General features: G+C 53.6%; 28 protein-coding genes, 2 tRNA genes, 1 pseudogene and 1 riboswitch. Of the genes and pseudogenes, 13 read left to right on the plus strand and 18 right to left on the minus strand.

What is annotated here, in order from left to right; all coding sequences use genetic code 11:
• Positions 1-3: 3 nt before the first annotated feature.
• A complete protein-coding gene (locus tag TLL_RS05445; RefSeq protein WP_024124133.1) occupies positions 4-330 on the minus strand; it encodes a DUF760 domain-containing protein in 327 nt (108 codons plus the stop codon).
• Between the two features lie 184 nt (positions 331-514).
• On the opposite strand from TLL_RS05445, the gene deoC reads away from it, so the two are divergent.
• Positions 515-1168, plus strand: a complete 654-nt coding sequence (gene deoC / locus TLL_RS05450) for a deoxyribose-phosphate aldolase (protein ID WP_011056922.1) — start codon at positions 515-517, stop codon at positions 1166-1168.
• On the opposite strand, the gene TLL_RS05455 is transcribed toward deoC, so the two are convergent.
• Complete coding sequence (locus TLL_RS05455) at positions 1169-2509, minus strand: TldD/PmbA family protein (RefSeq protein ID WP_164920812.1); 1341 nt, start codon at positions 2507-2509, stop codon at positions 1169-1171. It abuts the gene before it with no gap.
• 136 nt (positions 2510-2645) lie between these two features.
• Between TLL_RS05455 and TLL_RS05460 the strand changes: the two genes are divergently transcribed.
• Both TLL_RS05460 and TLL_RS05465 read left to right on the plus strand, forming a co-directional pair.
• Positions 2646-2975: a hypothetical protein gene (locus tag TLL_RS05460; RefSeq protein ID WP_011056925.1), complete on the plus strand. Its 330-nt coding sequence runs from the start codon at positions 2646-2648 to the stop codon at positions 2973-2975.
• A gap of 14 nt (positions 2976-2989) precedes the next feature.
• Complete coding sequence (locus TLL_RS05465; RefSeq protein ID WP_011056926.1) at positions 2990-3625, plus strand: ribonuclease H-like domain-containing protein; 636 nt, start codon at positions 2990-2992, stop codon at positions 3623-3625.
• Here TLL_RS05465 and TLL_RS05470 read toward each other — a convergent pair.
• The 3 genes from TLL_RS05470 to TLL_RS05480 are packed head-to-tail and all read right to left on the minus strand — an operon-like array spanning position 3557 to position 6823.
• Positions 3557-4351, minus strand: a complete 795-nt coding sequence (locus TLL_RS05470; RefSeq protein WP_011056927.1) for a PD-(D/E)XK nuclease family protein — start codon at positions 4349-4351, stop codon at positions 3557-3559. The two genes, TLL_RS05465 and TLL_RS05470, sit on opposite strands and share 69 nt — an antisense overlap.
• A gap of 3 nt (positions 4352-4354) precedes the next feature.
• Complete coding sequence (locus TLL_RS05475; RefSeq protein ID WP_011056928.1) at positions 4355-6424, minus strand: zinc metalloprotease HtpX; 2070 nt, start codon at positions 6422-6424, stop codon at positions 4355-4357.
• A gap of 18 nt (positions 6425-6442) precedes the next feature.
• Positions 6443-6823, minus strand: coding sequence for a DUF2237 family protein (locus TLL_RS05480; RefSeq protein WP_011056929.1), 381 nt, complete (start codon positions 6821-6823; stop codon positions 6443-6445).
• Between the two features lie 139 nt (positions 6824-6962).
• On the opposite strand from TLL_RS05480, the gene clpS reads away from it, so the two are divergent.
• The 3 genes from clpS to TLL_RS05495 all read left to right on the plus strand — a co-directional run bounded on the left by clpS (position 6963) and on the right by TLL_RS05495 (position 9208).
• Entirely contained in the window at positions 6963-7247 is a 285-nt protein-coding gene (gene clpS / locus TLL_RS05485; RefSeq protein ID WP_011056930.1) for an ATP-dependent Clp protease adapter ClpS, read from the plus strand.
• 109 nt (positions 7248-7356) lie between these two features.
• Positions 7357-9072 (plus strand): diflavin flavoprotein, encoded by a 1716-nt coding sequence (locus TLL_RS05490; protein ID WP_011056931.1) that lies wholly within the window; start codon positions 7357-7359, stop codon positions 9070-9072.
• A 54-nt stretch (positions 9073-9126) separates the two neighbouring features.
• A tRNA-Leu gene (locus TLL_RS05495) sits at positions 9127-9208 on the plus strand.
• Positions 9209-9227: 19 nt separating this feature from the next.
• On the opposite strand, the pseudogene TLL_RS05500 reads toward TLL_RS05495, so the two are convergent.
• A pseudogene (locus TLL_RS05500) lies at positions 9228-9656 on the minus strand (SufE family protein); the annotation flags it as partial.
• Between the two features lie 229 nt (positions 9657-9885).
• A riboswitch (cobalamin riboswitch) is annotated at positions 9886-10030 on the plus strand.
• Between the two features lie 274 nt (positions 10031-10304).
• Between TLL_RS05500 and metE the strand changes: the two are divergent.
• The gene (gene metE / locus TLL_RS05505; protein WP_011056933.1) at positions 10305-12581 is read left to right on the plus strand and encodes a 5-methyltetrahydropteroyltriglutamate--homocysteine S-methyltransferase; all 2277 of its coding nucleotides are present in this window, start codon (positions 10305-10307) and stop codon (positions 12579-12581) included.
• Between the two features lie 301 nt (positions 12582-12882).
• Positions 12883-13338 (plus strand): hypothetical protein, encoded by a 456-nt coding sequence (locus TLL_RS05510; protein WP_164920813.1) that lies wholly within the window; start codon positions 12883-12885, stop codon positions 13336-13338.
• Between the two features lie 90 nt (positions 13339-13428).
• Here the strand turns inward: TLL_RS05510 and TLL_RS05515 are convergent.
• From TLL_RS05515 to TLL_RS05540, 6 genes are all read right to left on the minus strand, one after another.
• A tRNA-Val gene (locus tag TLL_RS05515) sits at positions 13429-13502 on the minus strand.
• A 29-nt stretch (positions 13503-13531) separates the two neighbouring features.
• The gene (locus tag TLL_RS05520) at positions 13532-14020 is read right to left on the minus strand and encodes a Ycf51 family protein (RefSeq protein WP_011056935.1); all 489 of its coding nucleotides are present in this window, start codon (positions 14018-14020) and stop codon (positions 13532-13534) included.
• Positions 14020-14505, minus strand: coding sequence for a Fe-S cluster assembly sulfur transfer protein SufU (sufU, locus tag TLL_RS05525; protein WP_011056936.1), 486 nt, complete (start codon positions 14503-14505; stop codon positions 14020-14022). The genes TLL_RS05520 and sufU overlap by 1 nt, the downstream gene beginning before the upstream one ends.
• A 43-nt stretch (positions 14506-14548) precedes the next feature.
• Entirely contained in the window at positions 14549-14962 is a 414-nt protein-coding gene (locus TLL_RS05530; RefSeq protein ID WP_011056937.1) for an MAPEG family protein, read from the minus strand.
• A complete protein-coding gene (locus tag TLL_RS05535; protein WP_011056938.1) occupies positions 14963-15835 on the minus strand; it encodes a 6-carboxytetrahydropterin synthase in 873 nt (290 codons plus the stop codon). It lies immediately after the preceding gene.
• A 93-nt stretch (positions 15836-15928) separates the two neighbouring features.
• Entirely contained in the window at positions 15929-16984 is a 1056-nt protein-coding gene (locus TLL_RS05540; protein WP_164920814.1) for a phytoene/squalene synthase family protein, read from the minus strand.
• A 496-nt stretch (positions 16985-17480) separates the two neighbouring features.
• Between TLL_RS05540 and TLL_RS05545 the strand changes: the two genes are divergently transcribed.
• A complete protein-coding gene (locus tag TLL_RS05545; RefSeq protein WP_011056940.1) occupies positions 17481-18131 on the plus strand; it encodes a hypothetical protein in 651 nt (216 codons plus the stop codon).
• A 40-nt stretch (positions 18132-18171) separates the two neighbouring features.
• The gene (locus tag TLL_RS05550; RefSeq protein ID WP_011056941.1) at positions 18172-19584 is read left to right on the plus strand and encodes a serine/threonine protein kinase; all 1413 of its coding nucleotides are present in this window, start codon (positions 18172-18174) and stop codon (positions 19582-19584) included.
• Here the strand turns inward: TLL_RS05550 and TLL_RS05555 are convergent.
• Positions 19550-20047: a GNAT family N-acetyltransferase gene (locus TLL_RS05555; RefSeq protein WP_011056942.1), complete on the minus strand. Its 498-nt coding sequence runs from the start codon at positions 20045-20047 to the stop codon at positions 19550-19552. The two genes, TLL_RS05550 and TLL_RS05555, sit on opposite strands and share 35 nt — an antisense overlap.
• 9 nt (positions 20048-20056) lie before the next feature.
• The gene (gene secG / locus TLL_RS05560; protein WP_011056943.1) at positions 20057-20290 is read right to left on the minus strand and encodes a preprotein translocase subunit SecG; all 234 of its coding nucleotides are present in this window, start codon (positions 20288-20290) and stop codon (positions 20057-20059) included.
• 121 nt (positions 20291-20411) lie between these two features.
• Between secG and TLL_RS05565 the strand changes: the two genes are divergently transcribed.
• From TLL_RS05565 to radA, 3 genes are read left to right on the plus strand one after another with little or no spacing between them, the layout of a single operon-like run.
• A complete protein-coding gene (locus TLL_RS05565) occupies positions 20412-20732 on the plus strand; it encodes a phasin family protein (protein ID WP_011056944.1) in 321 nt (106 codons plus the stop codon).
• Positions 20726-21214, plus strand: coding sequence for an FKBP-type peptidyl-prolyl cis-trans isomerase (locus tag TLL_RS05570; protein WP_011056945.1), 489 nt, complete (start codon positions 20726-20728; stop codon positions 21212-21214). The genes TLL_RS05565 and TLL_RS05570 overlap by 7 nt, the downstream gene beginning before the upstream one ends.
• Before the next feature lie 8 nt (positions 21215-21222).
• Positions 21223-22614 carry a DNA repair protein RadA gene (gene radA / locus TLL_RS05575; protein ID WP_011056946.1) on the plus strand — a complete coding sequence of 464 codons (1392 nt, stop codon included), beginning with the start codon at positions 21223-21225 and terminating at the stop codon, positions 22612-22614.
• Positions 22615-22617: 3 nt separating this feature from the next.
• On the opposite strand, the gene cobU is transcribed toward radA, so the two are convergent.
• The 4 genes from cobU to plsY form a co-directional block, all read right to left on the minus strand.
• A complete protein-coding gene (gene cobU, locus TLL_RS05580) occupies positions 22618-23184 on the minus strand; it encodes a bifunctional adenosylcobinamide kinase/adenosylcobinamide-phosphate guanylyltransferase (RefSeq protein WP_011056947.1) in 567 nt (188 codons plus the stop codon).
• Between the two features lie 16 nt (positions 23185-23200).
• Complete coding sequence (locus TLL_RS05585) at positions 23201-24052, minus strand: ABC transporter permease (RefSeq protein ID WP_164920815.1); 852 nt, start codon at positions 24050-24052, stop codon at positions 23201-23203.
• A 4-nt stretch (positions 24053-24056) separates the two neighbouring features.
• Entirely contained in the window at positions 24057-24971 is a 915-nt protein-coding gene (gene argF, locus TLL_RS05590; RefSeq protein ID WP_164920816.1) for an ornithine carbamoyltransferase, read from the minus strand.
• A 140-nt stretch (positions 24972-25111) separates the two neighbouring features.
• Entirely contained in the window at positions 25112-25747 is a 636-nt protein-coding gene (gene plsY, locus TLL_RS05595) for a glycerol-3-phosphate 1-O-acyltransferase PlsY (protein WP_011056950.1), read from the minus strand.
• Positions 25748-25756: the final 9 nt, after the last annotated feature.

A 25756-nucleotide genomic window follows, 5' to 3' on the forward strand; every position in this document is an offset into this window, starting at 1 on the left:
GGATTATTTGCTGTCTTCCGCTTGAGCGGCTGCTTGGAGCGATCGCTCGAACTCAAGGCGTTGTTCGGCACCTCGCAAGAAGTAACCGCTCATCATTGCCGACGCCAAGAGACGCCCAAGGTGCTCCCGATTGGTTGTAATGGAAACCTCAAACCCCTCCGGTGGCAAGTAGCCCAGCAGGTTACCAATGTGGCGTTCCATCACAATAGCCATTTCTGGCGATGCGGGACGGGACAGGCGAGCCACCACTTCTGCATCCAAACTTTGCAGATAGTTCCAGAGGGAATCGGCACTTTCCTGAAGGTTGCGAGGGTTCATGGTTGGCTCCATAGAGTGTCCTCCCAAAGAGATAGTGTGGTCCACAGGTGTTTTTGCCTGTGATCACCTAGATTTAATCTAGCAAGGGGGAATGTTCAGGAAGGGGTAGGAGAACCGATCTCCCTAGGTCTCATTTTCCGTCCTGTTTTTATTATTATTCAAGTACTGAAAATAGGGTTGTGCTTGGAAAGTCTCTATGACAGAGCATGATTTGTTTGACCTTGCGCCCTACATTGATCATACCCAGTTGGACCCCTTGGCAACCAGAGCGGATATTGAACGTTGCTGTGGGGAGGCCGAGCAGTGGAAGTTTGCTGCTGTCTGTGTGATGCCCGTATGGGTCAAGACGGCAGTCCAGTTACTCCATCGCACACCTGTGAAAGTCTGTACTGTCATTGGCTTTCCCAGTGGTGCCCACACCAGTTCGACCAAACTCTATGAGGCCCAAGAGGCGGTTGACAGTGGCGCAACCGAATTGGATGTGGTGATTAATTTGGGTTGGCTGAAGGAGGGCAACTCCGAAGCTGTCTATCGCGATATTGCCCAAATCTGTGCTGAAACGGGGGTGACGGTCAAGGCAATTTTAGAAACCACGGTGCTCACGGAGGAAGAAAAACAACTGGCGGTGGATATTTGCTTGGATGCTGGCGTGGCCTTCTTGAAAACCAGTACCGGTTGGCGCGGTGGGGCAACGGTTGCCGATGTGCGTCTGCTGAAGCGCCTGAGTCGCGATCGCGTGGGCATCAAAGCCTCTGGCGGCATTCGTACCCGTGAGCAAGCCCTTGAACTCATCAATGCCGGTGCCACGCGCTTGGGCACCTCCCGCAGTCTCGACTTGATGCAAGTCTAGCTATTCACCGGTAATGGCAAGGGGACTCACCCATACTTGCGGGCCACAGCCGTAGGGGGTGACTTCCACCTCAGTGCCTAGGTGGCGGATATTTTTCAGCAGGCTGCGAATGTCTCCAGCCACGGTGGCTGCTTCAATACTAATGGCTTCGCCGTTGCGCAAGAGCCAACCGTCAAAGGGCAAGGAAAATGAGCCTTGGAGCGCTTTCACACCAGCGTGCAGGGCATGAAGTTCATCAATCCAGACAAGGCCATCGGGGCGATCGCCCCCTTCACCCGCGGGCACATCGTAGAAGTGACCACTCACCGTCACCTTTGCCCCCAAGTTGGCATGCCCTGTGGGTTGGGTTTGAAAGCGGCGGGCGGTACCGGCACTGTGGTAGAGACCTGTGAGAACCCCCTGTTCAATTAAAGGGGTGCGGCGGGTGGGTGTGCCTTCGCCATCAAAAAGGGGTTGACCGACATTTTCAGGGTGGCGAGCGTCATCATAGATGCTCAGAAGGGGGCTGGCGATCGCCTGATGCAGGGACTCCGGCGTGGAGAGGCTCTGGCGATCCAAAATGTTTTGGGCATTAAAGAGATTGCTAAAGGCGTTGAGCAAGCTGAGGAAGGCGGCGGGCGAAAAAAGTACCGGGTACTGCCCCGAAGCAATGGGTTCATAGGCCAGATGGCGGATGGTTTTGTCGGCCACCTCATCAATGCAGCCGGCAATATCTAAATGTTCAAGGTCCGGACTCATGCGAATGGCACCCGCACTGCGGGGTTTGCGACCCGCCTCATCGGTTTTGCTGTAGAGGTAGAGGGTGGTGGTGGTGGTGGTTTGCTGGCGATTGGCGCCCTCACTGTTGAGATAAAACCGTTCGACGCGCCGCTGACTGAGGCCGTTGTAGGGGACACTGGCGATCGCCGGATGTCGGCTCAGCAGTTCTCGCTCCGCAGCAATTAATTGATCCAAGAGGGTTTTTGCCGCAGCAAGGGGCACATCGGGTGTCGTTACCGTTGGTTCGCCAAGGGGTGCAGTGGCCAGGGGGCTAAAGTCGGGGATGTCCTCTGTCACCCCAAAGGCACTGGCCTCTTTTGCCATTTCTAGGGCTGTTTCCAGACCGCAATCGTCCAATTGGGTGGTGCTGGCTACCCCTAAGCGACCTGCTGAGTTCCACACCCGCACGGTAATCCCCGATCGCTGGGAGGCCTTCACCTGTTTGGGTTCTCCCTGCTGCACTTGCACACTCACTTCATCCACATGGGAGCCACCCAGGTCAAACTTCTCAATACCAAGGCGGCGGGCGATCGTAGCGACTCGCTGGTGAAGGGTGGATGCAGGGATCAAGGTTACCGTCATGGCGCTCGGCTTCATTAACAAATCTTAAAACTATTCTACCCCGATCCTCGTCACCGCTGGCGATCGCGCCAATGGGCAAAAAATTGCCATTTCTCGCTAAGATTTTTGGAGCAAGGTCAATCACGAGAAAAAAGCCATGGTGCAACCATCCTTGGGGCTTGATGGTGACGGTGAATGGTTGGGGGGAAAATCACCCCAGTGGTCTGAGCGCCGTGCCCGCCTTGAAGAACTCATTGTGACACTGCGAATTGCCGATGAATTGGCGGCTGGTAAATACTTGATTACCAGTGGCGAATTGGCAGAATTGATGGATGTCCACGCCAGTGCCGTCACTAGTCGCGGTGAAGAATGGGTATGGCGCAACTGGCAGATCTCGCGGGTACGCCGTGAGAGTAACCAAATTCTCTGGCAATTGGAACGCATTGATGTGGCCAAAGAGCAGTCCTCAGAATTACCCCCGACGTAGTTTGTGAGCGAATCATGGATCTAGACTTTCCCCTTGAGTGCTTTGACTACGATTTGAGTCCCACCGCCTTGGCGCACTTTCTCAATGCCGATCAGTTGGCTGTGGATACGGAAACCATGGGCTTGAATATCCCCCGCGATCGCCTGTGCTTAGTGCAGGTGTGTGACCCCGAGGGGCAAGTGGCAGTGGTCAAGATTGGCCGGGGACAAAAAGAAGCACCCCATCTTCAGCAACTCCTAGAGCACCCCCGCATTACCAAAATCTTCCACTATGCTCGCTTTGATCTGGCCACATTGCGCTACCACTTGGGTATCCGTGTTCATCCTGTCTTCTGCACCAAAATTGCCAGCAAGATTGCTCGTACCTATTCACCCCGCCATGGCCTTAAGGATTTGGTTTTGGATTTGCTGGGGGTGGAAATTGATAAATCGGCCCAAAGCTCTGACTGGGGTAATGCCACGGCACTGCGGGAAGATCAATTGCGTTATGCCGCCAATGATGTGCGCTATCTCATTCCCCTGCGGCAGCAACTAACGGCAATGTTAAAACGGGAAGAACGCTTTGAGTTAGTGCAAACGGCCCTAAGTTGCCTGCCTGCGATTGTTGATCTGGACTTGGCAGGTTACACCCAAGTCTTTGAACACGGCTAGGAACGGATCAAGCATTGAAACAGAGCTGGGCTGGCAGCGCTCCCAAAAGGGGCAGCCATCGCAGTATTGCGCCCTCTCCGCTTCGGGCACCTGCGGTAAGTCTTGCCCCTGTTCATAGGCTCGCAGCCATTGGCGCAGTTGATTAAGACACTGCCCCAGCACCTGGTGGGTTTCCTGATGCATTGCCTGACTGTAGGAAAAGGTATAGGAACTTGGCCCCTTTTCCCCTCGGGGAAACCAGTAGGTCATGGAAATCTGGCTGGGGGAGTAGGGACTAGTGGCAGCTAAAAGATAACAGTAAAGGCGAGTCTGCCAATGGTGGATGAGGGTTTCTGGGGCAGGTGGGTGGGCATGGGTTTTCCAGTCGAGGATTTGTGCTTGCCCTTGGCCAAAAATCACGTAGTCATAAATGCCCACAAGGGTAAACTCCTGCCAGCCCAGACTGCGCGCATGTTCTGCTTCCCCTTGGCCGTCAATCATGGGTGGTGGGGTTGCTTGAAAGGCGGCAAACCATGATTTTAATTCGGGCTGAACCTCAAGAATAGGGCTGACATCGAGTCCTTGAAAATGTTGTTGCAGCAAGCGGTGGAAGTCGCGACCGCGCTTTTGGGCTGCCGTTTGGGTCAACTGTCTAGCCTCTGGCAGCATCAAGCTCTCAAGATAGCGGTACTGATATCGCCGTGGGCAGGTTTGCAGGGTGTGCAGATGGGCTTGGGAAAGTTCCATGGCCTAGATCCAACCCAATAGTGTCATGATGCCGTAGAGGATCCACAGTGTGGCAGTGGCGATCGCCCAATAGGGGGCTGCCCACAATCGTTTTTGTCCTTGGTCTGGGGAGTGCCACTCTTGGACTTCCACAAAGGGCACAGTACCCCGGCGAAACCAACCGCGAATCAGGAGCGATCGCCCCCACAAAGTTTTGAGATAGGCTGGCTCAAGGATTGGCCAAATCGGCCCCCAACTCCCATAGCAGCGCAGCGGAAACCAGCCATGATCCGTCTCCAGCCACAGGTGCTGTCCGAGGCCATTGCGCAAGCCCTTCGCTGCCCACAACCTCCCCTTCAGCTCCACGGTGGTACTGTCGAGGGGCAGGGCCGAGGGAGAGTGGAGGAGTTGAGCAAGGGTGTAGGTTTGCCCTTGCCGCAGGGGGTAGTAGGCATTGAACCGCAGAAATAAACCTAAACCGATACCAATGGCAATGAAGCCGCGGGCCAGCGTCAACCCATCGGCTAACCACCAAAAGGGCAATGCGACCGGCCCCAGCCGCAGGGCAAATTGGCCAATACCTGTGAGTAGGAGGGCAACAAAAAGGCCGGCGATCGCTCCCCAGAAGGGAGCGAGTTGTTGCCAAGCCCGTGGACAGCGAGGAGAGGAGACAGAGGGCAGGGAAAGCAGCGGCTCCAGTCGCCATTGCCGCGCATAGGTCATCAGGGCTTGCAGGCGCAGTCCCAGGGGACGATGGGAGGAGGTCAAGCGAAACCAATACCGCAGAGGATGGGCGGTATCCCACCGGATCAGCGCCGGCCAATCGAGGGGTTGATCTCCCCACAGGGCAGCTTGGGTGGGGTTGAGAGGCAGAAGCAGGCGCAGGGATTCTAGGGGAGCACCGATCTCTCCTTGGGCACGCAGGGTCCTTGCTGTGACTTCCATGAGGCGCAACCAAGCCATCACAAGGGTATTGGGATTCCCCACTAAGGCGGCGGCTTGGCGATCGCTATAGGACTGCCGCAGTTGATTGCTCCAGAAGCAGAGCAGTTCTAGCCCCCGAAACAGGAGATAACTCCCCTGACTCAGGAGGGCACACAGGCCATAAACCGTTCCCCGAAGGAGTCCTTGTTGCCACCGGCAGCGGTAGGGAGGTGCATAGCGATCCCCCCAACGGCTACACCAACAGTAAACGTCATAGGGCAGTTGCAACAGCAGGACAAGAGGCGTGACTAGCGTATTTAGCCCCAGCCGCAGTTGGGCAATTTCAGTGGCCATTAGAGCCAGCAGTTCCTCCCCAGAGAGCGATCGCAATAGACCTTCGCTGACAATAATTCGCCGCTGCCAACGTCCATAGCTAAAAATCACAGGTGCTGCCGTCATCAGACAGCCGATTTGGGGACGGGGTTGCCACCCTGACCACGGCAAACGCTCCAAGAGCCTCACCGTTTCGGGACTATACTCCTCAAGTTCTCCAAGACGAACAGGACGCAGACCATAACGGGTACGCAATCGCCACGACCACAGCCAACTGCCCCCACTGAGCAGCCCCAGCCCCAAGCAACCCACCAAAAACCATGCCATCACCCCTTCCCAGCTCCGCAGGAGAGCTAGTTGATCATTGCCATAGCTGAGGATAGCCGCAATCACCCCCTGGAGCAGCCCTTGGAGCAGCCAAGCAATGAGGAGCAGGGTTGCCCCCTGGCTCAGCCAGAGATAGATGCGAGGCACTCGTCGCAGTTCCACAGGTGGATTAGCACTTCTTGCCATAACAAATACAAGATGGGGGGAAGTCGGTTCCTCATCCATGTAGCGTTCTAGCTCTGGTAGGTGTTTTTGTGCCCAAGTCCGAATCGGTACCACGGGCGATCGCGCCAAGAGTTGACACAGTTCAATGGCCTCCTGCCATTGATGGGTGTAGGCATAGGCTTTAATCAGGTGCAGGTGAGCCTTTAGACCCTCGCGGCGTTGACCGTGGCTGGCAATGACTGCTTTGAAGGCGGCGATCGCCAGTTGATAATCGCCGCGATTAAAGGCAGCCAAACCCGCAACATAGCGAGGATCTAGTCGAAAATCAGATTCTGGGTTGGGCATACCTAAGTATTCCCCAGCTCACCGTTGCTGGTTACCACCGAGGGCGTGGGCTTTCAAATCCTCTAGGGAGACATACTCAAGGGCACTGGCATGGGTGGCCTCTAGAATCACAGGGGGAGCAACGCCTGCTTCAAGGGCTTCACGCCAACGGGAGGCACACAGACACCAGCGATCGCCCGGTTTCAACCCCGGAAATTGATAGGCGGGCACAGGGGTCGAAAGATCATTGCCCCGCGAACGGGTAAACGTGAGAAATTCTGCCGTCATTTGCGCACAGACCACATGGGCACCGACATCCCCTGCCCCGGTCCGACAAAAGCCATCCCGATAGAATCCTGTGAGCGGATTTTGACAGCAGCACTCTAAGGGTGTTCCCAACACATTCATTGTCGTCATCATCAATGTCCCCAAGTCCTTAACTCTCAGTTTAGCCATAGCATAGAAATTTCCTAGAAATTTCTTGAATGTCCTGATTGCACCCAATTGCTTTTCCATCCGCTACACTAGGAGGCAGTACTCCTACTCCCCTGTTTGATCTATGCCTAGTGTTGTTCCTCAAGAACGGCAACAGGTTACTCGCAAACACTACCCCAACTACAAAGTCATTGTCCTTAACGATGACTTCAATACCTTTCAGCACGTGGCTGCCTGTTTGATGAAATACATTCCCAACATGACTAGCGATCGCGCTTGGGAATTAACGAATCAAGTCCATTACGAAGGCCAAGCCATTGTTTGGGTAGGTCCCCAAGAACAGGCAGAACTGTACCATGAGCAGCTTTTGCGCGCGGGTCTGACAATGGCGCCCCTCGAACCCGAATGAGGATAGTCATTTGTCAAGCCTGTTATCACGGCTATTAAAAACTCTGAATCCTGTTACCTTTCTTCATATGTCACGATAAAAGGTAGTTTCAAAGATTGAGGAACTGCCTATGGCCGTCACTATCACCAAACGTCCACCCCGCTTAACGCTTCAGGTGCTGGACATTGCCCCCGAGACGACGGCAATTCGTTGCCTAGATTGGGATCGCGATCGCTTTGATATTGAGTTTGCCCTTGAAAACGGCACCACCTATAACTCGTTTCTAATCAAGGGTGAACGCATTGCCCTTGTGGACACTTCCCATGCCAAATTTGGCGATCGCTACCTCGAGCAACTCTGGCAACTCGTGAACCCCAGTGACTTGGACTATCTTATCGTCAGCCACACCGAACCCGATCACAGTGGCCTCGTCAAGGACGTATTAGTCAAAGCCCCCCATGTAACCGTGGTGGCCTCGAAGGTGGCATTGCAGTTTCTTGGGGATTTGATCCATCAGCCCTTTACTCAGCAGCAGGTGAAAAATGGCGATCGCCTTGATTTAGGGAAGGGGCATGTTCTTGAGTTTGTCATGGCACCGAATCTCCACTGGCCAGACACCATCCTCACATTTGATCACGGCACCCAGACGCTCTTTACCTGTGATGTCTTTGGTGCTCACTTCTGCAACGATGATCCCTTTGACAGCGAGCCAGAACTGCTGGCGCCGGACTTCAAATTCTACTACGACTGTCTCATGGGGCCCAATGCCCGCTCTGTTCTCTCCGCCTTCAAGCGCCTAGAATCCCTGCCGCCGGTGCAGCTTGTTGCCACCGGTCACGGTCCGCTGTTGCGCCATCATTTGGATCAATGGCTTGAGTCCTACCGCAATTGGAGCCAAGAGCAGGCTAAGGCCGCCACAACCGTGGCCATTTTCTATGCTGCCAACTATGGCTATAGCAATGCCTTGGCAGAGGCCATTGAACGGGGTACCGCCAAAACAGGGGTGGTGGTTGAAAAAATGGATCTGCTCACGGCTGAACCTCAAGATATTCGTGAACTGACAGAGATTGCCGCTGGGATTATTATCGGCACCCCACCGACGACCGCCGTAGCTAAAACAGCTCTGAGTACAATTCGCGCTGCTGCCCATGCCAAGCAGGCCATTGGGGTCTTTGAAAGTGGCGTGGCCGATGCTGAACCTGCCTATCCGCTGCTGAACCAGTTTCGGGATGCTGGTCTTGTGCCCTCATTTCCAGTCATTCGGGTAACCGCCGCCCCCACTGATGCCCTATTTCAAGAGGCAGAAGAAGCGGGCACTGACATGGGGCAATGGCTGTTGCGCGATCGCACCGTCAAGCAGATGAAGGCCTTGGATACCGACTTAGATAAAGCCCTTGGGCGACTCAGTGGCGGCCTGTACATTATTACGGCGCAAAAGGGGGCCATTAATAGTGCCATGTTGGCCTCTTGGGTAGCACAGGCCAGTACCGAACCCCTTGGGGTTTCGATTGCGGTGGCTAAAGATCGGGCCATTGAGTCTTTCCTCCACGTCGGGGATACCTTTGTCCTCAATGTGCTTGAGGCGGAGAATTATCAGCCCCTGATGCGCCACTTCCTGAAGCGATTTCCGCCGGGGGCTGATCGCTTTGCCCATGTGAAAACCTATCCCGCCAGTAATGGCAGTCCAATTTTGGCCGACGCCCTTGCCTATATGGAATGCACTGTTGTCAGTCGTCTGGATGCCCACGATCACTGGATTGTCTATAGCACCGTTGACAGTGGCCGGGTTTCCAAGCCCGATGGCATGACCGCTGTTCACCATCGCAAAGTGGGGAACCACTACTAAACTAGATCAGGGGGGCGATCGCCCCCGCCCAAAGTGCGCTAAACTAGGTTTGCTGCGGACGTGGCGGAATTGGCAGACGCGCTAGATTTAGGTTCTAGTACCGCAAGGTGTGTGGGTTCAAGTCCCTCCGTCCGCACTTTAGAATCTGCAGGCTCCTGCAAATAATAAGCAAGTGCTTTCTTTTGTATAGTTCGAAAAATGTTGTAAAAACCATTGACACGCGAGGGAGTTAGGCTAATTTCCAGCCCTGTTCGCTGAATAAAATCAGGCCTTAACTGGAGGATTTCTGCGGGAGTCAAGCCATTTAACCCCTCAATTAACAGTCCCACTAATCCCTTAGTGAGCTGGGAGTCGGAATCTCCCTGAAATATCACTCTCCCCTCCTGCAAACGAGCAGTTACATATACCTGAGAGACGCAGCCGGGAACTTTGTGTTCTGGCACCTTTTGCTCCTCAGGGAAAGAGGGTAGGCGCTTCGCAAATGAAAGTAGATACTCATAGCGCCGTCGCTGCTCTGGGATTTGTTGAAAACGTTGGACAATCTGCTCAAGACGGGGAGGCAAAGGCTGGGAAAAAGATGACATGGGGATTGTAGCAGTGAGCTGGCGACAAAAAGTGAAAATGATTTTCACTTCAATTATACTTTCACTGGACTAGCAAGACCCCCTGTAATCACCCATCGGCTGCCTGGGCTAACCTTAAAACCTAGAATGACAGGCCTAGATCCTGATTCATCACCCAGAGTTGTCACTTCTACCGAGCAAGAGCTGGCTTCCCTGGGATTTGCTTTGATATCCCCGCTGGGTTATGCTATGGTTGGCTTAGTTGCTCGGTTCTGGTGGGGATCAGCCATCAGACGTAAGGGGGAAAGTGCAGTGTGAATCTGCCGCTGTCCCGCAGCTGTGAGGAGAGATCTCACTCTCTAAGTCAGAATGCCCGCCGAGTGGTCAACCCGATACGTCAACATCTGCGAGGTACAGATGATGAAAGCAAACTTTTTTGATTTCTATTACTGTCGAACTTTAAGCTTTGACCCCCCGAGGCCAAATTATCTGAGCTTAACGAGCTGCTGCTAGGCAGTAGTCCTGCTGGTGTAAAGGTAGCAACTAGCTTTTTGCCATTGGCCACCGATTTTAGTTAGCTATCTCCATTTGTTTCTAAACGGTGCTGTTTCTGAATCCGGAACCAGCGCTCTTTTCCATTGGACTGACATAATTTAGGCTAGGAAAACGATGACCATTCAAACCGCAACCCTAGGGTATCCCCGTATTGGCAAAAACCGTGAGTTAAAAAAGGCACTAGAAGCCTTTTGGAGCAACCAACTGGACGCAGAAGCTTTGCTCAAAACAGCTCAGGACATTGAATTACAGAATTGGCAAAAGCAGCTTGAGGTCGGCATTGATCGTATCGGTATTGGTGATTTGAGTCTTTACGATTCTGTTTTAGATTGGAGCATCCGGTTTGGCATCATTCCAGAGCGGTACCGCTCTTTTACAGGTCTGGAGCAATACTTTGCAATGGCAAGAGGCAAGGATGGTATTCCAGCCCTTGAGATGACTAAGTGGTTTGATACGAACTATCACTATTTAGTACCTGAAATTAGTGAGGCTTTTCAACCAACTGACTTTAGTGATTTCCTAGAAACTGTTCGCCGTGCTCAAACCCTCTTGGGCGATCGCGCCGTTCCAATCGTGCTGGGACCTCTCACTCTCCTACGGCTCAGTCGGCTAGAGACGAACCTAGAGCAAGCTGTTTCCTACTTGCGCGATCGCTATCTCATCCTGTTAAGGGAACTGAAAAATCTGGGTGTGGTTGAAGTGCAAATACACGAACCCGCCTTGGTCCTAGAAGAGGCTGATAGCTTTAAGAGCTTCTATCAATCAACATTTGATACACTGCGTCAAGCTAACCTACCCCTTCATCTTGTCACCTACTTTGATGACCTAGGGGCAGCCTGGCCGTGGGTGATGGAGTTACCTGTGACATGCATCAGTTTAGACTTTACCCGTGGGCACAACCTAGCCCTGCTGAAAGAGTATGGCTTCCCAGCAGATAAGCAGTTGGGGGTAGGAATTATTGATGGCCGCAATATTTGGAAAATTCGGCCTGAATCCGTGTTGTCAACCTTGGAAACGATTCAAAGCATCACCGCCAATATTCGTCTACATCCCTCATCTTCCCTACAATTTGTGCCCTATGATGCAAAGCGAGAGGTCAAGCTACCAGAGCCTTTGCGAGATGTCTTGAGTTTTGCTGAGCAAAAGCTGGATGAGGTAGTCCTCTTGGCTCGGGTGCTCAATAGCAATGATGGAACCAATCGCGAAATCTTAATGAAAAACCCCGAATTGACAGCCATACAAGCCCAATGGAAAGCCTTTGAGCAATTTAGCCCTGTCAATCCAACGGTACAGGCGCGGCTTCGCAATCTGAGTGTGCGTGATTTAGAGCGCCCGCTGCCTTACGAGCAACGTCGAACCCTCCAGCCAACTCTACCGCCCTTGCCAACGACAACGATTGGATCATTTCCTCAAACTGCCGAGGTCAGGCAACTGCGGGTGAAGTTAAAACGGCATGAAATCACCCAAGCCGAGTATGAAGCAGCAATCGATGAGGAAATTGCCAAGTGCGTCCGGTTACAGGAGGAAGTGGGCCTAGATGTGTTGGTGCACGGTGAGTTTGAGCGCTCCGATATGGTCGAGTTCTTTGGCCAGCAGCTCTCTGGATTTGCCTTTACAGAACACGGTTGGGTGCAAAGCTATGGCAGCCGCTGTGTACGTCCACCAATTATTTATGGTGACATTGCCCGCCCTCAGCCGATGACCGTTCGCGAGTTTAAGGTGGCACAATCCCTCACCGACAAAATTGTTAAGGCCATGCTGACTGGACCTGTCACTATGATTAACTGGTCATTTACCCGCACTGACATTCCTCGCAGTGAACAGGCAATGCAGATTGCCCTTGCTTTGCGAGATGAAGTTGCAGATTTGGAAGCAGCCGGTGCAAAAATGATACAGATTGATGAACCGGCCCTACGGGAGGGGCTACCCCTGAAAGCAGAACGCTGGAATGAGTATTTATCTTGGGCTGTGGATGCGTTTCGGTTAGCTGCTGGCGTTGCCAAGCCTGAGACCCAAATTCACACCCACATGTGCTACTCCGAGTTTGGTGACATCATTGAGCACATCGAGCGGCTCGATGCGGATGTATTGTCAATTGAAAATAGCCGCAGCAACAATGAGACCCTCTTTCAAATTACAGATGCCGGTTACAGACATCAAGTCGGCGTTGGTGTTTATGATGTCCACAGTCCGGCGGTGCCCAGTGTTGAGCAGCTTGTGCAACAGCTCCGAACTTCAGTTGCAAATTTAGCCCCTGAACAGATTTGGGTCAACCCTGATTGTGGATTAAAGACTCGCCACTGGGAGGAAGTTATCCCATCCTTGAAAAATATGGTAGAAGCCACCAAAACTATCCGGCAAGAGGTAATGCAATCTAAAAATAACGCCTAGACACTCTGTTTCAGCTCCTGGCAAAAGCCAGGTCCCTTAGCAGTATATTCCGGATGTCGGTAAGGAAGAGAGGGCGTTTAGGGTTGGCAATGCCATTCCTGCCCACAGTGATTGAGATGCTGGGCTCAATTCCTATCGATGGCCCACCCTGCACAGTTGGGCTTTTGGTCATCGGTAGGAATCAGTAATATCAACTTCCTAAGCAACCGTGATATCTCAGCGAAGGACTGTTATGTCCAGGGGCAATCCTAATCCTGTTGAGCCCAGTTCCAGCCTGAATGAGTTTCTCGAGGAGAAACTAATGGATGAACTATCGGAAATGCTGCATTGGCAGCAAGCCTTTATTGCCACGAATTTGTTAGTACTTGGATATAACGCTTGGGCAGGTTACCTGTGCGGTGAGCGGGGAGTGGTTATTTGCAGTACCAATTCTCCTGGGTTTGGCATTGCGGGAGAATCTTTCCGAACTCACTTTGTTCCCCGTTCCCGCCTTGCTCCCTTCCTAAATGCTTGGTTAGCTGCTCCTGATACTGTGATTTTGCGCCATCACTTTATGACTGCCCACATTTTGGAAGCAGTGGATGCTTACCATCCAGCTACCGAATTAATATTCCTCTTGGAATCCTTTAATCGAGTAACGTTTTTCTATCTGAAGAACTTGCCGATCGCGCCGCCTCAATGTTATGAACAGGTGCGTAGAAATTGGCAAGAGTTTCAGCTAGCTATTGGTCAAGGGCAGTGCCAAACTATACAGTAGCTTTGCCTATACCAGAACCAATGAATTAAGGCCTAGTAAATAGGTAGCTTAAAAATCCTTTTCTATAGATTTAAAACAATTGGCTTGCTATGGACACAACTGGACTCGAACCAGTGACCCCCACGATGTCAACGTGGTGCTCTAACCAACTGAGCTATGCGTCCTTGGATTTATTATCTTAGCATACACAAGGCTAATTTTGTAGCAGCTGAACCGTTACATTTGTATCGGCGCGATCGCTCAACGAACGCGTGGCCACCCCTAAAATGACCGGCTCACTGACCCCCGGTTGAGGATGTTGGATAGTACGGGCAATCACGGTCAAGCGATCGCCCCCTCGGCCGAGCCGTCCCAAGGAAAATAAATCATTGGCTGCTTGTACGAGCGTTGCTTTAAGGGTACTGGGGTCAATGTCGGCAGGAACAGTGATGACCGCTTGAGTGGCGCCATTGTCATAGACGAGGGTGTATTTGCCGGCACCAGGCACTGGGGAGTGAACAATCGGCACAATACTCAGGGCAAAGAGCCCCACCGTCACAACACCAAGAAACCCACTAATACCGACAAAGCGAAAGCGCACACCCCAGCGAAACATAAAAGCGAGTGCAGTCAAGCCGGTCATGACAAGGGTGGCAATGCCTGCCCAGCGGCTATAGGTGGCAAAATCGGTGGGGGTTAGCACTACTGTTCCTCCTCATTACTGACAAAGCCATTCACAGGGGCCTGATCTTGTTGTAAGGCCGCGCGGAGGGTATGCCAGGTCAAGGTGGCACACTTAATGCGCACAGGAAACTGAGCCACTCCCCGCATCACATTCAGCTTACGGAATTCCGGGGGAAACTCAAATTGTCCCTTCATCATGGCTTGGAACTGCTCCACCATTTGGAGGGCGCGACTGACGGGCTGACCCCGCAGGGCATCGGCCATCAAGTCTGCTGAGGCCATCGCGATCGCGCAGCCTTCCCCCTCAAACTGAATATCTTTGATGATCGTTTCCCCCTGCTGATTTGTCTCTAGGGCAACGGTTAAATCAATCGTGTCTCCACAGGAGGGATTATGTCCCCGTTGCTGACGATCCACAGGCTGGGTGCGACCCCGATGGCGGGGTTTCTTATAGTGTTCCAGAATAACCTGCTGGTAGAGCGTGCGAAGATTATCGATAGACATTGAGATTGCTCTATGCTTGGTGCATCTACCCCAATAAACTATCTTAGGCAGCTAGGGCGGTAAGACTTTGCCAAAACAGCGTCAGGGTGGCTGCCGTCCCGACACCAAACATCAGGGAGCGCCCTAGGGGAAAATTGGCAATGTAGCAAATGCTGTATAAAAAGCGAGCTACAACAAAACTGAGGCTAGCGATCGCCACCGTTACATTATTCACCCCAGCAAAGAGGGTTAGCAGCACCGCCGCCGCAAAAGGCATAAACGTTTCAAAACTATTTTCGTGGGCCCATACCGCCCGCTGCGCAAAGGGAGGGAGCTTCTCAAAAAGGGCACGGGGAGCCGCCATATCAAAGCCCACCTGCAGGCGTCCTACCACAACAAAAATGTAGGGGAAATAGATAAGCAGCATTGCTGTCAGTAAACTTGCAGCCAGTAGCCAAGGGATATTGCTCAACATCATCTAGACTCGCTCCAACACTGGTAGAGCACCACTGATCACCTCATTCCGAGGGGGCAATTCTTCGCAGAGGATTTCGCAAGAGTTATTGGGACTCTCAATCAACTTCACCCTATGAAGCGTTGCACCCAATTGGCGAACCGGCTCCTGCAACAAATGGGCAATGTAAATGGCGATATTTTCTGCCGTTGGCACCACCGTCGCGAAGTAGGGAATATCCTTATTCAAAAACGTGTGATCCAAAGGTTCAATCACCTGTTCTTTGAGGACTTCCTCGAGCTTAACCAAATCCACAACCATCCCGGTACGCGGATGAATAGAGCCCTTAACCGTAATCTCCACATGGTAGTTGTGGCCATGGCCGTGGGGGCGCGCACACTTGCCATAGATGCGGCAGTTCTCTTCGTAGCTGAGGTCCTCAAGGGCTAGACGATGGGCCGCACTAAAGTGAGCACCAACAGAAAGATAGGCTTCCATAGGGTCTCCCGTGTAGTCCGCCCAAAGGCGGGGATGTTCAAACAGGCGAATGCGCACAAGGGGTAAATGGGGAAAGAGTCGATCCCAAATCACCCGCGCAATATGCTCCGTCGTGGGTAACGTGGCTTGAAACTCTGGCCACACTTCATTGAGATAGGAAAAATTCAGGGGTTCAATGACTTCACGGCGAATGATGTGCTTGACATCCGATAGGTTCAACACCATGCCAAAGTCATCAACAACCCCCTCCATAGAAACAAACAACTCATAGTTATGACCGTGGCCAGGAAAGCGACTATTGGCACCAAACCGAGCCAAATTTTCCGCTTCAGACCATTCTGGTAACCAGTAGCGATGACTGGCGGCAAACTCAGCACGGCGGTGGATGATACAATTCATATCGAGGTATGAAGATTTGCAACAATTGAGCAATCTTCCCCTATCCTAACGGATTCTGGCTCCCCGAGCCATTGGCTTTTTTGGCACATTTCCCTAAAGTCCGCCAAGGATGAAAGGCTTTTGCCGTACTTGGCCAATTAACCAGCGCAGACCGTGGTTACTGAGAATCGATAAAGGCCCCATCACCATGAGGGATTTCACCTCTGCACGACTAATTTTAACCCCACCCCCCGGTTGCAGCATCGCCGTTGAGTGGGTGAGCTCCCGTAGGGTGGCATAGGCAAACAGCAGTGGTAAGACGCAAAAGAGACGAATCGGAATCGCCGCCTTGGGTACGGATAGCAAGTAGGCTTGGGCTTCATCGAGATCGTGCCAAGCGAGGGCAATCAATTCTTTAATGGCTGCATGATTTTGCTGAAGATGCTCAGCACTGAGAAGGGTCTGATGACTGCTACCTTGGAGGATTAGGGATTCATTGGGAATATAGATTGAGTTTTCGTGCTCTGCATCCCAAGCAATATCCTTGAGAATGTTTACCGTTTGGAGAGCTTCACCGAAAGCAGCGCAGCGCTTGAGCAGCACTTGGTATTCATCGGCCCCAATGCTGGGGGAATGTTCGTGCCACAAATCCGTTAGGAGATAGCCGACCGTACCCGCAACGTAGTAACAGTACTCTTTATATTCAGCGAGGGTCTGAATGCGAATGCCGTTGGGATAGAGGTTAATAAACTTTTTCATCCCATGCACCATTTCGCTGACCCAGCGTTGGACGTGCTGTTGGGATGTACGGGGCAAAGAACGGTAGAGGGTAAAGACGATTCCCGTATGTTTCACCAGTTGCACATGGGCTGGCTCCCCTTGAACTCCCCGTGCCGTTTCACCATAGCTATTGGCCAGAGCAGGACTGTCAAAACACTGCAGTAGGTGATCCAATAGGGCTGTTTTGGCGGCGATACTGGCAACCGGATCATCCTCAACGGTATCGGCAATGCGACAGATAAGATAGGCCACAAGAACCGCCCGACCCAAATTTCCGGGGAGGAAACGAATACTGAGGGCAAATGTGCGCGAGACTTGGGGCAGTATCTCTTGGCAAAAGCACTCAGCATCCTTGACGGAAACTGGGTTCTCCAGCACCATTTGAATCATAGGGGGGTTCACTCCTACACGCATTGATCGATCGTTGAGTCAATCCTTGACCGTTCCTCAGGCCAATACTCTCAGGCAGTCAATTCACGATTCTCCGAAGAGGCCTCGCGATCGCAACCCAGCAGGGGATGCCTTCCACAAACAACGATTGAGCAAAGTCTATAGTTATCATACTCATTTTTTGTTTGTCTAAGTGGCCTGTGACAGTTGCCCAGATTGCCTGAGGGAGAATGGGGGATAGCTCACCCTTTGCCAGGACAATAACATAGCTTCAACAATTAACAACGGTATCAGATTTGGTGGAAAATGCCTCTTGTCTACCATAGCGGACGCTTGAGTGTGACACTCTTGCCATTGGTCAGTTTCTAAACTGCCCGCGATCGGCCTATCCAAAAGTTAAGCCATTAGGCAACTCGAAAATGTCTACTCCCAGGGTAGCGGGTTGTGTTAACAGGGCAGCCGCAGTCCTCCCCCTAAGAAAACCCATAGGAGAACAATGATTCCATGCCTTGTCCTTGTGCCCCAAGGGGCAGAATATCAAGCCGTACAACAGGGGCTGCAGCCTTCTAGGGCAATGATGATTCCCATACAAGCAGGGGCTGCCGCAGTGACTACGCCGGCATTGATTCATGCCCTCAGGGAATCCCCTGCGATGGTTCTCATCTTGGGGGTCTGTGGCGGCCTGCGTCCCGATGATCGCGTCGGTGAAGTGGTTGTCTACACCAGTTGTCAGGATGAAGCAGGACACACCTATTCTTTAGACCAGAGGTTATTAGGGAAATTGGAGCCTTCGTGGCGACGGGTAAAAGGCATCACAACGGCAAAACCCCTTTCTAAGGCTCAGAAAAAACAAGCCCTTGCGGCTCGCTGGGGGGTGGAGGTGGTGGATATGGAGGGGGTACCCCTGCTGAGGGCTTTAGCGGGGATTCCGGTGGTGATGGTGCGGGTGATCAGTGACGGGGGCGATCGCGACCTACCCGATTTGAGTCAAGCCTATGATTCACAGGGGAATTTACGGCCGGGGTCACTGGCTACCGCCATGCTCCGCAACCCCCTGGGGGCAGCACACTTGATTCAAGGCAGCCTCAAGGCCCTCACAGTGCTCGCCAGAATTGCCCCAGAGATTGTTCAGCAACTCACTCACTAGGCCCTCGCTAGGATAGAGTTGGCCAGCGGGGAATAAAGAGGTGACGGAGCTGATGGGGCAAATTTTGGGCGATCGCTATGAACTCCTGCGTGAACTGGGGTCTCATCCGGGGCGGCGCACCTATCTAGCGTTGGATCGGTGGCACTATGAACAGGTGGTGCTGAAGCTACTGCTTTTTGGTGGCGGCATAACGTGGGACGACTTTAAGCTTTTTGAACGGGAGGTGGCTGTCCTGCAAACCTTGGATCACCCGGCTATTCCCCGCTATCTCGACTATTTTGAAATCAATACCCCTGATCTCAAGGGTTTTGCCCTCGTCCAAACCTACATTGAGGCAAAATCCCTCGCCCTATGGCAAGCAGAGGGACGGGTGTTTAGTGAAGGGGATTTGCGGCTTTTGGCTGACCGGCTACTGGATATTTTGATCTATCTCCATAGCCGTCAACCGCCAGTCATTCACCGCGACATTAAGCCGACAAACATTCTCTTGGGCGATCGCTCTGGTCACGATCTTGGCAAGGTCTATCTTGTGGATTTTGGCGCAGTACAAACGGCAATCGCCGGCAGCACCCGAACCGTGGTTGGCACCTATGGCTATATGCCCCCGGAACAATTTGGCGGTAAAACCCTACCCGCTAGTGATCTCTACGCCTTGGGAATGACACTCATCTATTTGGCAACCGCCACGCCCCCCGATGAGCTGCCCCAAAAAGAACTGCGGGTTCAGTTTCAACCTTTAGTGTCCCTGAGTCCCCCTTTTATCCGCTGGCTTGAAAAAATGGTCGCCCCTGCTCTTGAGGAGCGATTTGACTCCGCTACCGCTGCTCGCCACGCCCTAAAGCAACTGGACAGGTCAGCCGAGGATGCTTCACTCATCACAAAAACACCCCCCTACGGTTCCCGCCTACAGGTGAGGGAAAGCCCCCAAGGACTGCTGGTACACATTCCCCCTGTTGGCTTGAATGCCAGTCTATTCTTCCTGATTCCCTTTGCAGTGGCTTGGAATGGTTTTTTGGTGGTCTGGTACAGCCTAGCGATTGCTTCTGGCTTTTGGCTGATGGCTGTTTTTGCCACGGGTCACCTTGCGGTTGGTTTAGGCCTCATTGGCGGTATTCTCTACAGGCTATTGGGATGGCAGGTGCTGATGGTGAGCCCTAAGGATTTGCGCTTCTATGAACACATCCTTGGTTTCCGCTGGCGTCATGCCAAAGTTCTCCCCCTTGAAGTGATTGAAGAGATTGAATTGCAGCCCCGCGGCACGTGCCGCCATCAGGAGGACGATCGCCAACAGCTGTGGAGCAAACTGGTGATTCGTGCCGGTAGCCAAGAGATTGAACTCACCGAAAACGCCCCTAGGGTGACCTCAAGAGATTTGGAATGGTTGGCCTACACCCTTGGCCGCTATTTAGGGCGACGGGTCACCCAGGCTCGTCAGGACTGCCGAAGTACTTAAGGACATCACCACTCAGGCGGCAGATCCGCCACTCAGGTAGAACAGTGGCACCCAGGCGCTCGTAGAATTGAAGGGCAGGCGTATTCCAGTCCAAAACGCTCCACTCGATACGGCCATAGTCGCGCTCCCTGGCCAGCCGTACCACTGCCTTCAGTAGAGCAGTGCCCACCCCTTGGCGCCGATAGGCAGGTAGGACAAACAAATCCTCTAGCCAAAGGCCGGGGCGCGTCAGGAATGTGGAGTAGGTGGTAAAAAAGAGGGCGTAGCCAATGACTTCTGTAGGGGTATGGGCAAGGAGGACCTCGGCAGGGGGGCGATCGCCAAATAAATGCTCTCGCAGTGCTTCCTCTGTACCGCTTACCGCATGACTGAGCTTTTCATAGGCGGCAAGGGCTTGGATCAGTTGGAAGAGGATGGGCACATCCTCCGGGGTCGCTGGACGAATCGCAAAGCAGAAAGACACGCGCTTCCACTAAATTGAGCGCAGCCAACCAGCACTGAGGGCAACCGTGAGGGCCATAAACAACACTGTCAATGTCCACGTGGCACGGTTTAATGTGGTTTCTGCACTTTTGGTGCTGGTAAAAAGCTGGGCTTGACCGCCAATACCAGCGAGGCCGTCCCCTTTCGGGCTGTGGAGCAAAACCAATACAATCAGGCCCACTGCTGAAAATGCCCACAGACCCATGGCAATTTTTTCAATCATGCTCCACCTCGCTGGCAATGCGAATCTATCCAAAATCTATATAATTTGACTTTTTTTCCATCTTACCGCAAGCCCAAGAACCAGTGGCACAATACAAGATAGGCGTTTTGAACGTGCCCCCATGAATCAGCAAAATCTGCTTCAGCAATTGCTCTTAATTGGTGTCGGCACCACCTCCCTTGTGGCCGAAAAGTTACGTCAAGTGAGCAACCAATGGGTGAAAGAGGGACGCCTCAATGCCGATCAAGCCAAGGCAATGGTGGATGAAGTCCTGACCCACCTCAAAGAAGATGCCGCCTCCCTCGATGAAGCGGTACAACGACAAACGCGCCAGTTTTTAGAGGGTTTGGGGGTGCCACAACAGTCAGAAATTGATGAACTGCGGGGACGCATTGATCGCCTAGAACGTGACCTGAGGGAGTTAAAAAATCGTTCATGGTAAAACAATGGGTGCATCGAGGCTGCGGCTGGCTCCTCTGTGGTATTGTCCTAGTAGTGGTATGGTTGGTGGCCGCTCCGATGGCGATCGCCAGTGTGCCACTGGAGGCGTCAACGGAGGCTGCAGGACTGATGGGGAATCCAAAGGTGGTGACTACCCCTTCGGGTTTGCAATACGAAGATATTGTTGTCGGCTCAGGGGCACAGCCCCAGGTGGGCGATCGCGTCACGGTGCACTACACAGGAATGCTCACTGATGGCCGTATTTTTGATAGCTCCCGCGATCGCGGTCAGCCCTTCCAATTTCAAATTGGTGTCGGTCAAGTCATTAAAGGGTGGGATGAAGGGGTTGGCTCAATGCACGTCGGTGGTCAGCGGCGGCTGATTATTCCCCCGAACCTAGGCTATGGTGCCCGGGGGGTGGGCGGGGTCATTCCCCCCAATGCCACGCTGATTTTTGATGTTGAACTGTTGGGTGTGCAATAGGGCAAGGCATGCCCAAGCCTAAAGTACTGTACATTTGCCGCGAGTGTGGTGCTCAGCACCTACAGTACTTTGGTTGCTGTCCCAGTTGTGGCCAGTGGAATACCCTTGATGAGCAGGTGCTTACCCCGGTGGAGACCGCCCCTCGATGGACAGTACCCCGAAAATCGACCACTCTCCAGCCCCTGAGTGCCAAAGCCTTAGGAGAGATTAGCGAACAGACCCAGAGCCGTTCTGCCTCTGGATTTACTGAGTTGGATCGGGTTTTGGGAGGAGGGATTGTTGCTGGCTCTCTGGTGTTGGTGGCGGGAGAACCGGGGATTGGCAAGTCTACTCTTTTGCTACAGATGGCAGCCACCTTGGGGCAACAGCAGCGGGTGCTCTACGTCTGTGCTGAGGAATCAGCGCAACAGGTGAAGTTGCGATCGCAGCGACTGGGCCTTTCTGCTCCCCCTTCCCTTTATCTCCTAGCAGAAACAGATTTAGAGGTCATCCTGCAGGAACTCACCCATCTACAACCCCATCTGGCAATTATTGATAGCATCCAAGCAGTGTATTTGCCCCAACTCACCGCTGCCCCGGGATCGGTGTCTCAGGTGCGGGAGGGAGCCGCTGCCTTGATGCGCTTAGCGAAGCGGGAGCAGATTAGTTTATTTATTGTTGGTCATGTCACAAAGGAGGGGGCGATCGCTGGTCCGAAGGTACTGGAGCATCTCGTGGATACAGTGCTCTACTTTGAGGGCGATCGCTTTGCCCGTCATCGCCTCGTGCGTGCGGTCAAAAATCGCTTTGGTGCCAGTCAAGAAGTCGGCGTTTTTGAAATGGGGGCGCAGGGCTTAGCCGAAGTCACCAATCCCTCCGCTCTGTTTTTGGGCGATCGCGAGCCAACCCCCGGCACAGCCACCATTGTTGCCTGTGAAGGGACCCGCCCCCTCGTGGTTGAGTTGCAAAGTTTAGTGAGCCCCACCAGTTATCCCTCTCCTCGCCGCACAGCCACAGGCATTGAGTACAATCGCTTTCTGCAAATTTTAGCCGTACTGGAAAAACGCCTAGGCGTGCCCCTCTCAAAGCTAGATGCCTATGTGGCCTCCTCGGGGGGGCTGAATGTGGCGGAACCCGCTGCGGATCTGGGGGTGGCGGTGGCTGTTGTGGCTAGTTTTCGCGATCGCTGGGTGCAACCCCAAACGGTGATCATTGGCGAAGTGGGTCTAGGGGGACAGGTGCGAGCCGTCTCTCAATTGGAATTACGGCTGCGGGAGGCGCTGAAGTTGGGATTTCGCCGTGCCATTATTCCCGAAAGCCAAGCCTGTGGGATCGCTGGCCTAGAGATCTATTCGGTGCGCCGCGTTAGCGATGCTATTGTGGCTGCCCTTGCCCCGATTGCCCCTGGGGAATCCCCATGAGGCTTATCCTTGGGCGTCCAATTGATCCCTCAGAGGTTTGAGGCCGATCCCCCATTGGTGGAGGGGCAGCGCAAAGCCAGCGGTTACAAGATACACTTCCGTCATCAGGGGACTCAATTGCTGACACAGAGCACCGAGGCGATCGCGAAAACAGCGACCACTGACAGAGGCAGGAACGACTCCCCAGCCCACCTCTTCGGCAACCAAAATGAGTTGAGCGGCACAGGCTTGCACACTCGCCAGCAATTCGGCAACGGTTGCTTGCCATTGATCTTGGGATTGATCTAGGCAGTTGGCTACCCAGGTTCCCAAGGAGTCCACAAGCGCGCAATGATTAGGCGGCAGGTCACGCACTAGGGCCGCCAGTTCAAGGGGACAGTCCCGCAATTCCCAGGCAGCGGGGCGGCGGGCACGGTGCTGTTGAATCCGCTGTAACCATTCCATATCCTCTGGGGAGGCGATCGCCGTCGCAATATAAATCACCGGTTGTTTGCTTTGGGCAGCCAAGGCTTCTGCCCATTCACTCTTGCCGCTGCGGGTCGGACCGGTCACCAAGACATGATTAGGCATGATGAGGCCCTGTTGGCTAACTCAACTGTCGCGGATCAAGACGTTCCCCTAACCCCTCCCCAAGGAGCGAGAGACCCACTACAAGCAGTGTCATGGCCAGCCCCGGAAAGAGTGTTGTCCACCACACACCCACCGACAACCCATCCAAGGCCTGTCGTAGATCTTGCCCCCATTCTGGCACCTGGGGCGGCAACCCTAAGCCCAAGAACCCCAGTCCTGCCAAGGTCAGGATGGCATCGGCGGCATTGAGGGTAAAGAGGACCGGCAGACTGGGAAGCACGTTCACCAAAAGATACCGGTGCAGAATTCGGGGGGTAGAGGCCCCGAGGGCGCGGGCGGCTTCGATAAAGACTTCGTTTTTTAGGCTCACCGTGTGGTTGCGCACCACCCGATAGTACTGGGGAATGTAGGCAACACTGAGGGCGATCGCCCCATTGAGCACCCCCTTGCCAACCACAAAGGCCACCGTTGCCGCCAGTAAGAGCCCCGGTAACGTGTAGAGCGTATCCATAAAAAAGAGTAGCCCGCGATCTAGCCAGCCCCCTTGGTAACCACTGAGCAGTCCGAGGGGTAGCCCCACCAGCAAGCTCAAAAGCGTTGCCACAAAGACCACCTGCAAAGCGGCTTGGGCACCAAAGATGGTGCGCGCAAACACATCGTAGCCAAGGCGATTGGTGCCGAACCAGTGCTGTGGTGAGGGGGGGGCATGAATCGGAAAGTCAAGAAATTCTTGGGGGTTGGCAATCCAACCGAGGGCTTGGCCAAGGGGCGCAAGAACCGCCAGTAGCAGAAAAGTTCCACAAATGGCCCCTCCCACCCACAATAACCAATCCGAGAGGCTGAATTTCTGCCAACGGTGGTCGATCATTCCCCTAGACCAAGAGACTGGCAAGCAGAGCCTTCTGGACATGGAGGCGATTTTCCGCCTGCTCCCAAACACGAGACTGGGGTCCTTCAAGCACACTGGCGGTAATTTCCTCATCGCGGTGAGCCGGCAGGCAATGGAGAACGATCGCCCGCGGATCCGCAAGGGCTAGGAGGTGATCATTAATTTGGTAGGGCTGAAAAATGGGTTGGCGATCGCCGGCTTCCGCCTCCTGCCCCATACTTGCCCAAACATCGGTGTAAAGGGCGTGGGCACCCTTCGCCGCTGCCTGTGGATCCGTGAGAACAGCCACTTCACTCTTACCACCACTCAGTGCCTTAGCTTGCGCCACAATATCGGCCAAAGGCGCAAACTGGGGTGGTGAAGCCACACGAATATTCACCCCCAAGAGGGCACAGCCCAGTAGCAGTGAATGGGCCACATTATTGCCATCGCCAATGTAGCAGAGGGTCAGTCCCGCCAATGTGCCAAAGGATTCCCGCAGCGTCAGCAGATCCGCCAAAATCTGACAGGGATGCTCGCGATCGGTGAGGGCATTAATCACCGGTATCCGTGCATAGTCGGCAAACAGTTGCAGCTCTGCCTGACCATAGGTGCGAATTGCCACCGCATCCAAATAGCGATCCAATACCCGTGCTGTATCGGTCAACGGTTCACCGCGCCCCACCTGGGTGGATTGGGGATTCAGGTCAATGACTTGGCCGCCCAGTTGGTACATTGCCACCGTAAAGCTGACACGGGTACGGGTGGAGGCCTTCTGAAACAGCAGCCCCAAGACCTTAGGACACTGGGGAGCCACCTTGCCGATTTTCATCTGAGCGGCTAAATCTAGCAGATACTCCGCCTCTGCCCGTGAGAGGTCGGCGATGCTCAGCAAATCACGGCCCCGCAGTGTTTCCATCACAAATCTCCCCACCACAACGAATATCCACTCATGGTACCAACCTCAGAGGCCTTGCAAAGGTACAAATACAACCGTTTTCTAAAATACAGGGGCATTCAGCAACTCCCAGCCTGCTCAGAAGTAACCTTCTAAGCGGTCTATCCCTGCGAGGCTCCCAACCGCGGCTCCGTCCCCGCCAGGAGGCGTTGGATATTACTCTGGTGTCGCCAAATCACAAAAGCCCCTGCAATCACGCTAAAGCCCACAAACGGCCACGACTGCGTAAAGAACCAAAACCAAAAGGGCAAGGCTATCGCAGCAGTCATTGAACTCAGGGAGACAATGCGGCTGACTGCTAAGACCACCAGAAACACCCCAAAGGTGGCCAATGCCGTGGGGGCATTCAGGGCAAGGAGCACCCCTAAGCCAGTGGCAACGGATTTGCCGCCGCGCCAGCCTAACCAAATCGGCTTACTGTGAGCCAGAACGGCAATGAAGGCGATCGCCAGCAGTACAAATTCAAACCAACCAGCGGGCACGGGACTCCAAGCTTGCCCCAAGACCCAACGCGCCACAAGAATTGCTCCTAGGCCCTTGCCGACATCGACTAAAAACGTTACCAACCCGGGGCCTTTGCCCACCACCCGCAGTACATTGGTTGCCCCCGTTGAGCCAGAGCCATGCTCACGAATATCAATACCCCGCAGCGCTTTTGCCAGGAGGTAGCCTGTGGGAATTGAGCCCAGCAGGTAGCTAATGAGCGCCAGCAGTCCAAGGATCACTGCAGTGGTCACGGGAGCCTC

The organism is Thermosynechococcus vestitus BP-1 (assembly GCF_000011345.1).
GTDB classification, from domain to species: Bacteria; Cyanobacteriota; Cyanobacteriia; order Thermosynechococcales; family Thermosynechococcaceae; genus Thermosynechococcus; species Thermosynechococcus vestitus.

Coding starts and splice junctions, on each gene's coding strand:
- TLL_RS05445 (WP_024124133.1), bottom strand. CDS start 330: ATGGAGCCAACCATGAACCCTCGCAACCTTCAGGAAAGTGCCGATTCC.
- deoC (WP_011056922.1), top strand. CDS start 515: ATGACAGAGCATGATTTGTTTGACCTTGCGCCCTACATTGATCATACC.
- TLL_RS05455 (WP_164920812.1), bottom strand. CDS start 2,509: ATGACGGTAACCTTGATCCCTGCATCCACCCTTCACCAGCGAGTCGCT.
- TLL_RS05460 (WP_011056925.1), top strand. CDS start 2,646: ATGGTGCAACCATCCTTGGGGCTTGATGGTGACGGTGAATGGTTGGGG.
- TLL_RS05465 (WP_011056926.1), top strand. CDS start 2,990: ATGGATCTAGACTTTCCCCTTGAGTGCTTTGACTACGATTTGAGTCCC.
- TLL_RS05470 (WP_011056927.1), bottom strand. CDS start 4,351: ATGGAACTTTCCCAAGCCCATCTGCACACCCTGCAAACCTGCCCACGG.
- TLL_RS05475 (WP_011056928.1), bottom strand. CDS start 6,424: ATGCCCAACCCAGAATCTGATTTTCGACTAGATCCTCGCTATGTTGCG.
- TLL_RS05480 (WP_011056929.1), bottom strand. CDS start 6,823: ATGATGACGACAATGAATGTGTTGGGAACACCCTTAGAGTGCTGCTGT.
- clpS (WP_011056930.1), top strand. CDS start 6,963: ATGCCTAGTGTTGTTCCTCAAGAACGGCAACAGGTTACTCGCAAACAC.
- TLL_RS05490 (WP_011056931.1), top strand. CDS start 7,357: ATGGCCGTCACTATCACCAAACGTCCACCCCGCTTAACGCTTCAGGTG.
- metE (WP_011056933.1), top strand. CDS start 10,305: ATGACCATTCAAACCGCAACCCTAGGGTATCCCCGTATTGGCAAAAAC.
- TLL_RS05510 (WP_164920813.1), top strand. CDS start 12,883: ATGGATGAACTATCGGAAATGCTGCATTGGCAGCAAGCCTTTATTGCC.
- sufU (WP_011056936.1), bottom strand. CDS start 14,505: ATGTCTATCGATAATCTTCGCACGCTCTACCAGCAGGTTATTCTGGAA.
- TLL_RS05530 (WP_011056937.1), bottom strand. CDS start 14,962: ATGATGTTGAGCAATATCCCTTGGCTACTGGCTGCAAGTTTACTGACA.
- TLL_RS05535 (WP_011056938.1), bottom strand. CDS start 15,835: ATGAATTGTATCATCCACCGCCGTGCTGAGTTTGCCGCCAGTCATCGC.
- TLL_RS05540 (WP_164920814.1), bottom strand. CDS start 16,984: ATGATTCAAATGGTGCTGGAGAACCCAGTTTCCGTCAAGGATGCTGAG.
- TLL_RS05545 (WP_011056940.1), top strand. CDS start 17,481: ATGATTCCATGCCTTGTCCTTGTGCCCCAAGGGGCAGAATATCAAGCC.
- secG (WP_011056943.1), bottom strand. CDS start 20,290: ATGATTGAAAAAATTGCCATGGGTCTGTGGGCATTTTCAGCAGTGGGC.
- TLL_RS05565 (WP_011056944.1), top strand. CDS start 20,412: ATGAATCAGCAAAATCTGCTTCAGCAATTGCTCTTAATTGGTGTCGGC.
- TLL_RS05570 (WP_011056945.1), top strand. CDS start 20,726: ATGGTAAAACAATGGGTGCATCGAGGCTGCGGCTGGCTCCTCTGTGGT.
- radA (WP_011056946.1), top strand. CDS start 21,223: ATGCCCAAGCCTAAAGTACTGTACATTTGCCGCGAGTGTGGTGCTCAG.
- cobU (WP_011056947.1), bottom strand. CDS start 23,184: ATGCCTAATCATGTCTTGGTGACCGGTCCGACCCGCAGCGGCAAGAGT.
- TLL_RS05585 (WP_164920815.1), bottom strand. CDS start 24,052: ATGATCGACCACCGTTGGCAGAAATTCAGCCTCTCGGATTGGTTATTG.
- argF (WP_164920816.1), bottom strand. CDS start 24,971: ATGGAAACACTGCGGGGCCGTGATTTGCTGAGCATCGCCGACCTCTCA.